This is a genomic window from Streptococcus sp. 27098_8_186 (assembly GCF_041432055.1).
In the GTDB taxonomy this organism is placed as follows: Bacteria; Bacillota; Bacilli; order Lactobacillales; family Streptococcaceae; genus Streptococcus; species Streptococcus dentalis.
Genome location: NZ_JAPVYV010000006.1, coordinates 33,096 through 45,828 on the forward strand (window position 1 = coordinate 33,096; position 12,733 = coordinate 45,828).

Genomic DNA, 12,733 nt, shown 5'->3' on the forward strand with positions numbered 1-12,733 from the left:
TGTAGAAAGGAACAACAGTTTCTATGTTAGACTATACAAAAGAAGACTTGCAGGAGCTAGGAGCAGAGATCACAACATGTGAGATCTACCAACAACCAAGGGTTTGGAAAGAAACGGCTCGCTTGTACCAAGAAAGAAAAGCGGAAATAAAAGCTTTCTTAGAAAAAATTGGGAAAGAGCATGACTATATCAAGGTCATCTTGACAGGGGCAGGGACCTCGGCCTATGTGGGCGATACCTTGGTTCCTTACTTGCAGGAGGTGCACGATGAACGCCACTGGAATTTCCAATCCATTGCGACGACGGATATCGTAGCACATCCTCAAACCTATTTGAAAAAAGAGGTTCCGACGGTTTTAGTATCCTTTGCCCGGAGTGGCAATTCGCCAGAAAGTGTTGCAACTGTGCAGTTGGCCCAAGATCTGGTTGATGAACTCTATCAGATCACCATTACCTGTGCCGAAGAAGGAAAACTGGCCCAGCAAGCCCACGGAGATGAGCGCAACCTTTTGCTTCTCCAACCTAAAGAAACCAATGATGCCGGCTTTGCGATGACCTCTAGCTTTACCTCCATGCTCTTGACAGCTCTCTTGGTCTTTGATCCAAGCGAGGAAGAGATCAAGGAAAAACGAGTAGAAGAGCTGATTCATCTATCTGAGCAAATCTTGGAGAAGGACCGTGAGGTCAAAGAAGTGGTCGATCTAGACTTTGAGCGCGTGATCTATCTGGGGGCAGGACCTTTCTTTGGTCTAGCTCATGAAGCCCAGCTCAAGATTTTGGAATTAACAGCAGGCAAAATCGCAACCATGTATGAGAGTCCTGTCGGATTCCGTCACGGTCCAAAATCCCTCATTAATGACCAAACTATCGTCTTGGTCTTTGAATCCATTGATCCTTATACCCGTCAGTATGATCTGGACTTAGTTCGCGAAGTTGCAGGGGATCAGATTGCCCGTCAGGTCGTCCTCTTGACGGATCAAGCTGCAGGCATTGAGCATGTACGAGAAGTGTTGGTAGACGCTTCTGCAGACTCCCTAGATATCTACCGTGCCTTCCCATACATTATCTACGGTCAATTGATTTCTCTCTTGACTTCGCTCAAGGTGCAAAATCGCCCAGACACACCTTCACCGACTGGTACCGTCAATCGGGTTGTGCAAGGGGTGATCATTCATCCATTTCATAAAGAATAGCCACTAATTTTCTATAAAAAGTGGAGTGTTTCTTCTTGTGAAACTGATACAATGGAGAAAAACAGTGAGAGGAGAAGGTTTGTGAAACAGTATCAAGAAAGCGTGTTTGGAGAATGGCAGAATAAAGAGGTTCGGGCTTATCGCTTTGAAAATGACCTAGGTTACCAATTATCTGTCATGACCTATGGGGCGACGATCTTAGAATATGTGACGCCTGATAAAGAAGACCAGTTTACGAATATTATTCTAGGCTTTGATCGCTTTGAGGACTATGTGGGCAATAGCCCTAAATATGGGGCTAGTATTGGCCCGGTAGCGGGACGGATCGCAGGATCCAGCTTTGAGCTCAATGGTCAAAGCTATCACTTGGAAGCCAATAATGGTACCAACTGCAACCACAGTGGACCAACGGGTTGGGATAGCGCTTTGTTTAGCGTGGAGTCGGTAACGGATCAGGAAATTACCCTGTACACAGAGCGTGCAGATGGTACCGGCGGTTTCCCTGGAAATCTCAAGATCTGGGTAACCTATGGTTTGACGGAAGATGGTGAACTTGAGATTGCCTATCGGGTAGAAACGGATCAAGATACCTTGGTCAACCAGACCAACCACAGTTATTTCAACCTATCTGGGAACTTCACCCAACCGATCAATGACCATGTCTTTCAGATCAACCATCAAGGGCTTTATCCTATCCATCCCGATGGCGTCCCTCTCCAGACCGTGGATAGAGAAAGTCCGGTTGTTCAGCATCTCTATCAAGCTATGCTCTTGGAGGATCTTTTTAAGGACTCTGATCCGCAAATTCGCCTGGTAGAAGGATTAGACCATCCATTTGCTCTGCCAGAAGGGCATGAAAATGCTGGCTTTCTTTACCATCAGCCATCTGGACGTTTTTTGACCTTTAAGTCAGAAGCCCCAGCCTTGGTAGTGTATTCAGCCAATTTCGTAGATGAAACCGTTCGTCTACAAGGCCAACCAATGGTCCAGCACAATGGCTTGGCTCTAGAATTCCAAACAGTGCCAGATGCCATTCACAGCGACCAAGCTGAAAAGGTCATCTTGAGAGCAGGTCAAGTCTTCACCAGCAAGACTAGCTACCATGCCATCGCTAAAAAATAAGGAGGAAAGGGGAGTGGTCAAACAAGGATGTGAAATTCTTGCTTGAGACCTCCTCTTTTTCTCGAAAAAAATTTCTAGAAAAACTATAAGGAAAGTTTAAGCTTCCTATTGTATACTAATACCATCATCAAAAACCTCCTAACTTTGAATGATAAAACTCCTAAAACTTTTTCATAATAATCTCCCTATAAGAGCCACCAAAACCGGTGGCTTTTTCTACGTACCTTAGCAAACGTTAGTGAGCTTAGGTACGTTGACGCAGTTCGAACGCTAGTGAGAACAAGGATCTTTAAAAAACACATTCTATTTATGGTACCGAAGGTATCATTTTTTGCTATAATAGACTGTATGAGTAGAATTTTAGACAATGAAATCATGGGTGATGAAGAGGCTGTTGAACGGACGCTGCGCCCGCAATATTTACATGAATATATTGGTCAAGATAAGGTCAAGGACCAGCTGAAAATCTTTATTGAGGCGGCTAAGCTTCGTGATGAAGCGCTGGATCATGTTCTTCTTTTTGGCCCTCCGGGACTTGGGAAAACCACCATGGCTTTTGTCATTGCCAATGAGCTGGGCGTCAATCTCAAGCAGACTTCCGGTCCTGTCATTGAAAAGGCCGGTGATTTGGTAGCGATTCTTAATGATCTAGAGCCGGGCGATGTCCTCTTTATCGATGAGATCCACCGTCTGCCTATGTCAGTCGAAGAAGTGCTTTACAGCGCCATGGAAGATTTTTACATCGACATCATGATTGGCGCTGGGGAGAGCAGCCGGAGTGTCCATCTGGATCTCCCTCCTTTCACTTTGATTGGGGCAACGACCCGAGCTGGTATGCTGTCCAATCCCTTGCGCGCTCGCTTTGGGATTACGGGGCACATGGAATATTATGAGCAAGATGATCTGACAGAGATTGTCGAGCGGACTGCCGAGATCTTTGAGATGGAGATTACCCACGAGGCTGCCGAAGAGCTTTCTCTTCGTAGTCGTGGGACTCCTCGGATTGCCAACCGTTTGCTGAAGCGGGTGCGCGATTTTGCCCAGATTATGGGGGATGGCTTGATTGATGATACCATTACCGACAAGGCTCTCACCATGCTAGATGTGGACCATGAAGGGCTGGACTATGTCGATCAAAAGATCCTGCGCACCATGATTGAAATGTACGGCGGTGGCCCTGTCGGGCTTGGGACTCTATCGGTCAACATTGCCGAAGAGCGTGAGACCGTAGAAGATATGTATGAGCCTTACTTGATTCAAAAAGGCTTTATCATGCGGACTCGGACAGGGCGCGTGGCGACCCGCAAGGCCTATGAACACCTGGGTTATCCCTACAATGGAGACTAGAAGAAGATGCTGACGGAAGAAGCGATAGTAGAACAGATCCAAGCGGATCCAGAGATGATGAAAGTCTTGACTATTATTCGAGATCTGGACTTGGTAGATGCTTGGTTAGCAGCAGGAGCGGTGCGAAATTTCATCTGGAACCAGCTCTCTGGCAGACCTGGGTTTGACGCAACAACTGATATGGATCTGGTCTTTTATGACCCTGAGATCAGCTATGAGGAGACTCTGCAGATTGAGCAGGAATTAAAGAAGAATCATCCCCAGTACGCTTGGGAAGTGAAAAATCAAGTCTACATGCACCAGCATAGCCCGGGAACGGTCCCTTATCGCAGTGCCTGTGATGCGGTTTCCAAATACCCTGAGCAGTGTACGGCTCTTGCGGTTCGCTTAAGGAAAGATGGTCAGCTAGAGCTCTTTCTCCCTTATGGGACAAAGGATATCGAAGACTTCATCGTTCAGCCGACTCCACATTTTTTAATCAGTCCAGAGCGTTTAGCGGTTTATACGGAGCGGATGAAAAAGAAGGATTGGCAGAGTAAATGGCCTCCATTAGAGGTTCGTTTTCCAAAATAGAGAAACAGATCAGATTTGAAAAAGGAATCTGATTTTTCTTTAAAATGATGGAGTCCCTTTGTCATTTTTCTGTCACATTTTTGTTATAATAGTAATAGTATGCTGGTTTTCCATAGTGGAAGCAAAGTGCTCAGCTAGGTTGGGCAGTCCGAATAAGGAGTTAGGTGGAATCATGAAAAAAATCGTCTTTGTCTGCTTAGGAAATATTTGTCGGAGCCCCATGGCAGAGTTTGTCATGAAGGATTTGACGGATCAGTATGAGATTGAAAGTCGGGCTACTTCTAGCTGGGAACATGGCAATCCTATCCATCGGGGAACCCAGAAAATCTTTCAAGAACACCAGGTCCCGTATGATCCAGCTAAGACTTCCTTACAGATCAAGGAAGAAGATTTTTACAACTTTGATTTGATCCTAGGGATGGACGAAAACAATGTAGCAGATCTGAAGCGAATGGCTCCTGCAGGGACAGAGCACAAGATTCATCTTTTTGCTGCTGAAAGCGTGCCAGATCCGTGGTATACTGGTGATTTTGAGGAGACCTATTCCAGAGTCCTGACTGGCTGTAAGGCTTGGTTAGATCAGTTAGCAACTTCTTAAGAGTTTGATATGTGAGAGAATACAGAATATGAAAGAATTTTATGAGACTTATAAGGTCTATCTGACACGAAAAAATTTAGAAATAGCAGCATTAGTAGTGATTATTCTATCTGCTTTGCTGGTTTTCTTTTCAGCCATTCCAGGTCAGGGTGTCTTGACCTTGGATAAGGGGGCGATCCATTACGACGGAAGTTTGGTCCGTGGTAAGATGAATGGCAAGGGAACCGTCACCTTTAAAAATGGGGATACCTATACAGGGAACCTCGTCAACGGCTCTTTTAGTGGTTATGGCAAGTTCAAGTCCAAGGATGGTTGGACTTATGAAGGACAGTTTGTCAATGGTCAGCCGGAGGGCAAAGGAACCTTAACGACAGAAGCTAACGTCGTATACAAAGGAACATTCAAGCAGGGGATTTATCAAAATGCGCATTAAATGGTTTTCGCTAGTCCGCGTCACAGGACTCTTATTGGTATTGCTCTACCATTTCTTCCAGAAGTCCTTTCCTGGAGGTTTCATTGGAGTAGATATTTTCTTCACCTTCTCAGGATTCTTGATTACAGCGCTCTTGATTGATGAATTTGCGCGTAAGCAAGGAATCGACTACCTGGCTTTCTTGAAGCGACGTTTTTATAGGATTGTACCGCCACTTGTCTTTATGGTTTTGATCGTGATGCCCTTTACCTTTATGGTCCAACGTGACTATGTGGCTGGTATTGGGACCCAGATTGCGGCGGTCTTTGGTTTTGTGACTAATTTCTTTGAGATGGCAACGGGTGGTAGTTACGAAAGTAACTTCATTCCGCATCTCTTCCTTCATACGTGGAGCTTGGCCCTAGAAGTGCATTATTATGTGCTCTGGGCACTTTTGGCGTGGTTCTTAGCTAAGCGGGCTAAGACGGTTGGACAATACCGAGGTATGCTCTTTTTCGCATCCAGCGGGCTCTTTCTCTTTACCTTCTTGTCTATGTTCATCCGCGCCTTTCTGACAGCTAATTTCTCTACCATCTATTTCTCTAGTTTCACTCACATCTTCCCCTTCTTTGCGGGATCGTGTCTAGCAACGGTGACAGGGATTGCTGATGTCAGCCCGAACTTTACAAAGCTGGTGCAGTCGTGGAGCATGAAAAAGACCTTATCGGTCTTGGGGGGAAGCTTTGCCTTCTTATTTGTACTCAGCCTTTTCTTACCATTTGATAGCTTGTGGACCTATCTATTCGGCTTTCTAGCAGCGACAATCGCAGCTGGTGCCATGATTCTTTCGGCCCGCATTCTCCATGAGAAGACTCCGAATAAAAAAGAGCCGGTCATCCTCAATTTTCTTGCGGATACCAGTTATGGCGTTTATCTTTTCCACTGGCCTTTCTTTATCATCTTCTCTCAACATTTGGGAAATATGATGGCAGCATTTGTGACGACGATTGTTTCCTTGATTTTAACGGCTCTCTCCTTCTATATTTTGGAGCCAACCATTGCAGGTAAGGAGCCTCGTGTCTTTGGCATGAAGATGGATCTCAGCTTTTTGACCAAGCCGATCTTTTACCTCATGATTCCTCTGGCTCTCTTGATGATCGGGATCTCTGCCTTTGCACCAACCGTCGGAGCTTTTGATGAGAGTTTGGTAGTGAGTGGGCTCAATCAAGCAGATAGCAAAATGCAAGTCACACGGACGCAGGTGGAGAATGCTACTGCAACAGACTATAATGTCTCAAATGGTGTGACCATGATCGGTGATTCGGTTAACTTGCGAGCGCAGGACTACTTGACTAAAGCCATTCCTGGTATCCAGATCGATGCAGTGGTGAGCCGTCAGTTGGAAAATGGAATGAAGGTCTTTGAGACCGATATCTCCAATAAAGTTCTCCTAAAAAATGTGGTCATTGCCCTAGGAACCAATACCGTGAGCAACTACAAAGAGTTGCTGGATCAGTATGTTGAAAAACTTCCAAAAGGCCGTCGCTTGATCCTTGTGACACCATATGATGGTCGCTATGCCAACGATCAGTCCAGTGAATCGGTTCAAACTCGTCTTTATGAGTTGGAACTAGCCAAGAAATACGACTTCATCACGATTGCGGACTGGTACCAAGTAGCAATTGAAAATCCAAATATTTGGGTGGGAACAGACTCTGTTCACTTCAATATGGAAACCAATGGTGGAGAACTCTATGCTCAAACCGTCAAAGAAGCCCTTGATAAGGCTGAAAAAGGTCCAGTCAAGAAGTAAAAACGCTTCTCTGAAACTGAAACAAAACAAATTCTAACAAAATAAAACAAAAAGCAACTTTTTACTTGTAAAAAGCTGCTTTTTTTAGTAAGATTAAGAAAACGCTTACAAAAATAAATTGAAAACATCTTTTTGTGAAGAAAAAAATTTTTTAATTATTTTTTCACAATTTTGCTAGATAATTGCTTTCACAGCAATAGAATTGATGAAACTTTCACAAACTTCAAAAAATTCTTTGTGAAAGTTGCTTGGAAGTGTTTACAAAAATCTCAAAATAGAGTACAATTATATTGTGAAATAATTAACAAATAGAAATTTCTTACACTATTCTTGAAAATTTCCGAAAACATGAAAAAGTTCTAGAAAAGGATAAGGGTTTCAAACATTGGAGGAAAGCATCAAATGGCTGATAAAAAAACTCTCTCACCTGAAGAAAAGAAACTCGCTGCTGAAAAACACGTAGACGAGTTGGTGCAAAAAGCGCTAGTGGCGCTTGAAGAAATGCGCAAATTGAACCAGGAGCAAGTCGACTACATTGTAGCGAAAGCATCTGTAGCTGCTCTTGACGCACACGGTGAGCTCGCTCTTCATGCTTATGAAGAAACTGGTCGTGGAGTCTTTGAAGACAAGGCGACGAAGAACTTGTTCGCTTGTGAACACGTTGTAAACAACATGCGTCACACCAAGACAGTTGGTGTCATTTCAGAAGATGACGTCACTGGTTTGACCCTGATTGCGGAGCCAGTCGGAGTTGTCTGTGGGATCACTCCTACAACCAACCCTACTTCAACAGCAATCTTTAAAGCATTGATTTCCTTGAAGACACGGAACCCTATCGTCTTTGCCTTCCACCCATCTGCTCAAGAATCATCTGCTCATGCGGCACGAATCGTACGCGATGCAGCAATTGCAGCTGGAGCACCTGAGAACTGTGTGCAATGGATTACCCAACCTTCTATGGAAGCAACCAGTGCCCTTATGAACCATGAAGGGGTTGCTACGATCCTTGCGACCGGTGGTAACGCCATGGTAAAAGCTGCTTATTCTTGTGGAAAACCAGCTCTTGGGGTTGGTGCCGGAAACGTTCCTGCTTACGTTGAAAAATCAGCCAATATCCGCCAAGCAGCACACGATATCGTCATGTCTAAATCATTTGACAACGGTATGGTCTGTGCATCTGAACAAGCGGTTATCATCGATAAAGAAATCTACGATGAGTTTGTTGAAGAATTCAAATCTTACCACACTTACTTTGTCAACAAAAAAGAAAAAGCCCTTCTTGAAGAGTTCTGCTTCGGTGTAAAAGCCAACAGCAAGAACTGTGCGGGTGCGAAATTGAATGCGGACATCGTTGGGAAACCAGCAACATGGATCGCTGAACAAGCTGGTTTCTCTGTTCCAGAAGGAACCAATATCCTTGCGGCAGAATGTAAAGAAGTTGGCGAAAAAGAACCGTTGACTCGTGAAAAATTGTCACCAGTCATCGCTGTTTTGAAATCTGAAAGCCGTGAAGACGGAATTAACAAAGCTCGCCAAATGGTTGAATTCAACGGTCTTGGTCACTCAGCAGCCATCCATACTGCTGATGAAGAATTGACCAAAGAATTTGGTAAAGCAGTTAAAGCCATTCGTGTGATCTGCAACTCTCCTTCGACTTTCGGTGGTATCGGGGATGTTTACAATGCCTTCTTGCCATCATTGACACTTGGATGTGGTTCTTACGGACGTAACTCTGTTGGGGACAACGTTAGTGCTATCAACCTCTTGAATATCAAAAAAGTCGGACGCCGGAGAAATAACATGCAATGGATGAAACTTCCTTCAAAAACATACTTTGAACGTGATTCAATTGAATACCTACAAAAATGTCGTGACGTTGAACGTGTCATGATCGTTACAGACCACGCTATGGTAGAGCTTGGTTTCCTTGATCGTATCATCGAACAGCTTGACCTTCGTCGCAACAAGGTGGTTTACCAAATCTTTGCAGACGTAGAACCAGATCCAGATATCACAACTGTTGAACGTGGTACAGAGATCATGCGTGCTTTCAAACCAGATACCATCATTGCTCTCGGTGGTGGATCACCAATGGATGCGGCCAAAGTTATGTGGCTCTTCTACGAACAACCAGAAGTGGACTTCCGTGACTTGGTTCAAAAATTCATGGATATCCGTAAACGTGCCTTCAAGTTCCCATTGCTTGGTAAGAAGACCAAATTTATTGCGATCCCAACAACATCTGGTACAGGATCTGAAGTAACACCATTTGCCGTTATCTCTGATAAAGCCAACAACCGTAAATACCCAATCGCAGACTACTCATTGACTCCAACAGTTGCCATCGTAGACCCTGCCTTGGTATTGACAGTTCCTGGATCTGTTGCAGCAGACACTGGTATGGACGTCTTGACGCACGCGACAGAAGCTTACGTATCACAAATGGCTAGCGACTTCACAGATGGTCTTGCTCTTCAAGCTATTAAACTTGTCTTTGAAAACTTGGAAAGCTCAGTCAAGAATGCGGACTTCCATTCACGCGAAAAGATGCACAATGCGTCAACGATCGCAGGTATGGCCTTCGCCAATGCCTTCCTCGGTATTTCTCACTCAATGGCCCACAAGATCGGTGCGCAATTCCACACCATCCACGGACGGACCAATGCGATCTTGCTTCCATACGTTATCCGCTACAACGGTACACGCCCAGCCAAGACAGCTACATGGCCTAAGTACAACTACTACCGTGCAGATGAAAAATACCAAGATATCGCTCGTATGCTAGGACTTCCATGCTCTACTCCAGAAGAAGCCGTTGAAGCTTACGCAAAAGCTGTATACGAACTCGGTGAACGCTGTGGTATCGAAATGAACTTCAAAGCACAAGGAATCGATGAAAAAGAATGGAAGAAACATTCTCGTGAATTGGCCTTCCTTGCTTACGAAGATCAATGTTCACCAGCTAACCCACGTCTTCCAATGGTAGACCATATGCAAGAAATCATCGAAGATGCATACTATGGTTACAAGGAACGTCCAGGACGTCGTAAATAAGACGCCAACGAACAACTGATGTTTATCAGCTATCCCTCGCTCGAAAGAGTGGGGGATTTTTGCTATTTGGGTCCAAAACTCGTTTTTTTCATAAAAAATTAGACTTTTTTTCAGAAATTGTGTTATTTTTATAGCATTCCGAGCTATTTTATGTTACCCTATAGTGTATGAATCTGCCTGTAGCTGAAGGGTTATGATCCTTTTTCAGTTATAGGAAATGAAAAAACAAATCCAAGAAAGGAGGCCATCTCAAATGGAGTTAGAAGGTGACGTGCAAGGAAGACAAGATCAGGCACAGAAAATTATTGAAATGCCCCAACGAGATCGGGAAACTTCCACTTCAGAAAATCAGCCATCATCTGCTTCGGTGGTCTCCATGTATGGGCAGGAAAGGCCAAGCATTTCTAGCCTCCATCAGCAACTGGCAGGCGCGTCTGGAACCCAGACTATTCAATTGCGGGAGGAATTGGTGCTGGCGGTAGCGCAGAATGCTTCAGCGCAAGCAACTGTCTTTGAGACAGAAGTCAAGGATAAGCTGGAAGAGGCTAAGGAGACGGTTTTCCATAAGGTTGCTGAGGTGTCTCAAATGGCCCACAGCATGGCCCAATTTTTAACAGACGCAGAAGTGGAGCAACTATTAGGAGAGTTCTCCATGGATACTTGTTGGGACCAAGCGGTAGAGGCGGAGAACCTTGCCCAAGCAAAGGCTTATTCCACTCGCTTGTCAGACTTGGCAGGTCAGCTGGAGGCTGCATCAGCCCAATTGGTGGACTTGGACAAGGGACAAGCGACGGCCTTTGATTTTTCATAAGTAGGAGAAAAAGATGTTAGAGATCCTGGGAGAGGACAGAGAACGAATTGAGGAGCTCCATCGAGAGATTAAAAAGGAGCAAGAGCGGATTGCGATCAGAAGTTTGATTGCAACGCAGAAAGCCTTGATGATGTTGGAAGGGATGAGTTTGCAGGTAACCTTGGGCGGTCAATCCGAAAAGATGCGCTCTTTTGCTACAACGACCCTAGTTAGTGATTTGAAAGACGGATTTACAGGAGGAGCAGCGGACGCGGTAGAAACAGCACTGAAATCAGTGAAGAAGCCGATTTTATTGAGTCCGATTAAGGGAGGTATGTGATGTACCATTCAGGAAATAGTGAATTAGAACAACTAGAAGATCGACATCACCGCTTCAATCAAAAGCTTAGCGAGCTGGAGTGGGATTATGCGGATATGCGTATGGATGTCCGCCAACATACAGAAAATTTAGTGGACTGGCTAAGTGCCCTGCATTTTCAAGCCCCAAGTGCGGAGACTCAAAGTGGCTTGGAGCGTTTATTTGCTTTGCAAGAAGAGTTTGAGGCAGAACTCAAGCGCTATGAAGAGCGTTTAGAAGAAGAGCGTGAGCGCGAACAGCAAGATTACTATAAGCAGCGTCAACAATTAGAAAAAGGTGATTGAAACATTCCTCTGGTAGAGATAAGAGGAATGTTTTTGTTTGCTCAAAAAACTTTTAAAAATGTGCTCATAAATTCTTGCAAGCGCTTACTTACTATGTTATAATATTCACAAAGAGACAAAAAATAAAATGGTTTTATCAAACCAACAAAAAAGAGTCGCTTATGAAAGCTGCAACTTATGTATCTGCAGGCAATCTGCAACTGCTGGATCAAGCTCACCACCCACCACTTCAAACTCTCAGAAGTTGAAAAAGCCTATGATGTCTTTAAACACGCAGGTGAAAACCATGCACTCAAGGTCATTATCGAAAATGATATCAGTGAATGAAGTGGAAACTAATATTTGTTCATAGTTTTTTTAGACGAGGCTGGGACAAAAGTCCTAGGCTCTCAATTATTTTTGGATTGTCGAGCCAGACGCAGTGGTTGAGTGGGCTCTACTACACTGATTTCATCAGCTTTTACAGCCCTACTCAACTGTGCGGAGGTGGGACGACGAAATCGAATTCTAACGAATTACCGATTTCTGTCCCACTCTCTATTTTCAACCACAAATAGCCCATGATTCCTTGCAAAATAAATTTGTTGTCTTATAATATAAGTATAGAAAACGATTACATAAAGAGAAAGGTGTGATCTTATGAAACGGTTCTGTTTTCATCGTGAATTCTGGATGGACTTCCATTTCTGGATCTTGGTCTTGCTTTTAGCGGCTGTAGCGTTGACGATGCAGGCTCCGCTTTCGGTAGTTAGCCTAGCTTATCTTGCTTTTGTTGGGGTTTTGATCCTTCTTCAGGTCTTTCAACCGCCTGTATCGACACGTCAGTACCTAGAAGGTAGCTACCATTTCAATTGGACCTTCTATCGCGATACTAGACTGTATATCGATCTCTTTTTACTAGCAGGTCTCTTGGCAGGCCCAATTGCCTCATCGGATATGGTTTATTGGATCTTGCTTGGAGCCGTCGTCGGCTCTATTGGTTTTGTATTTGTCGTAAAGGAAAAAGCGACTCAAAAGATAGCTTAGGAAATCGCCATGTGTTAGATCTCTGAAACTAGTTTCAGAGATCTTTTTATTTTTCCTTAAAATGTGAAACTATAATCCGATTGCAAGAACAATATTGTAAGCGCTTTAAAAATAGATTATAATCAATTTACAAGTACTCGAG

12 protein-coding genes and 1 pseudogene are annotated in these 12,733 nt (G+C 44.2%); all 13 read left to right on the plus strand.

From position 1 onward, the window contains the following. Positions 1–23: 23 nt before the first annotated feature. The 13 genes and pseudogenes from O3602_RS06605 to O3602_RS06665 all read left to right on the plus strand — a co-directional run bounded on the left by O3602_RS06605 (position 24) and on the right by O3602_RS06665 (position 12,591). Positions 24–1,193 (plus strand): SIS domain-containing protein, encoded by a 1,170-nt coding sequence (locus O3602_RS06605; RefSeq protein ID WP_371611398.1) that lies wholly within the window; start codon positions 24–26, stop codon positions 1,191–1,193. A gap of 81 nt (positions 1,194–1,274) precedes the next feature. Then, the gene (locus O3602_RS06610; protein WP_371611399.1) at positions 1,275–2,315 is read left to right on the plus strand and encodes an aldose epimerase family protein; all 1,041 of its coding nucleotides are present in this window, start codon (positions 1,275–1,277) and stop codon (positions 2,313–2,315) included. Between the two features lie 348 nt (positions 2,316–2,663). Next, positions 2,664–3,662, plus strand: coding sequence for a Holliday junction branch migration DNA helicase RuvB (ruvB, locus tag O3602_RS06615; RefSeq protein WP_371611400.1), 999 nt, complete (start codon positions 2,664–2,666; stop codon positions 3,660–3,662). Positions 3,663–3,668: 6 nt separating this feature from the next. Next, positions 3,669–4,235 carry a nucleotidyltransferase family protein gene (locus tag O3602_RS06620; protein WP_003013998.1) on the plus strand — a complete coding sequence of 189 codons (567 nt, stop codon included), beginning with the start codon at positions 3,669–3,671 and terminating at the stop codon, positions 4,233–4,235. A gap of 172 nt (positions 4,236–4,407) precedes the next feature. Next, on the plus strand, positions 4,408–4,833 hold the full coding sequence (locus O3602_RS06625) for a low molecular weight protein-tyrosine-phosphatase (RefSeq protein WP_003013849.1): 426 nt from the start codon (positions 4,408–4,410) through the stop codon (positions 4,831–4,833). A gap of 28 nt (positions 4,834–4,861) precedes the next feature. Continuing rightward, a complete protein-coding gene (locus tag O3602_RS06630; protein ID WP_003013850.1) occupies positions 4,862–5,266 on the plus strand; it encodes a hypothetical protein in 405 nt (134 codons plus the stop codon). After that, a complete protein-coding gene (locus tag O3602_RS06635) occupies positions 5,256–7,058 on the plus strand; it encodes an acyltransferase family protein (RefSeq protein WP_270300011.1) in 1,803 nt (600 codons plus the stop codon). Before O3602_RS06630 ends, O3602_RS06635 begins: the two co-directional genes overlap by 11 nt. A gap of 402 nt (positions 7,059–7,460) precedes the next feature. Further along, a complete protein-coding gene (gene adhE / locus O3602_RS06640) occupies positions 7,461–10,112 on the plus strand; it encodes a bifunctional acetaldehyde-CoA/alcohol dehydrogenase (RefSeq protein WP_003002310.1) in 2,652 nt (883 codons plus the stop codon). Between the two features lie 253 nt (positions 10,113–10,365). Beyond that, positions 10,366–10,923: a hypothetical protein gene (locus tag O3602_RS06645; RefSeq protein WP_003013884.1), complete on the plus strand. Its 558-nt coding sequence runs from the start codon at positions 10,366–10,368 to the stop codon at positions 10,921–10,923. A 13-nt stretch (positions 10,924–10,936) separates the two neighbouring features. Further along, a complete protein-coding gene (locus tag O3602_RS06650; RefSeq protein WP_003002376.1) occupies positions 10,937–11,242 on the plus strand; it encodes a hypothetical protein in 306 nt (101 codons plus the stop codon). Further along, entirely contained in the window at positions 11,242–11,565 is a 324-nt protein-coding gene (locus O3602_RS06655; protein ID WP_003013922.1) for a hypothetical protein, read from the plus strand. Before O3602_RS06650 ends, O3602_RS06655 begins: the two co-directional genes overlap by 1 nt. 210 nt (positions 11,566–11,775) lie before the next feature. Beyond that, positions 11,776–11,892: pseudogene (locus O3602_RS06660) on the plus strand (alcohol dehydrogenase); the annotation flags it as partial. 312 nt (positions 11,893–12,204) lie between these two features. After that, the gene (locus O3602_RS06665; RefSeq protein ID WP_037607317.1) at positions 12,205–12,591 is read left to right on the plus strand and encodes a hypothetical protein; all 387 of its coding nucleotides are present in this window, start codon (positions 12,205–12,207) and stop codon (positions 12,589–12,591) included. Positions 12,592–12,733: the final 142 nt, after the last annotated feature.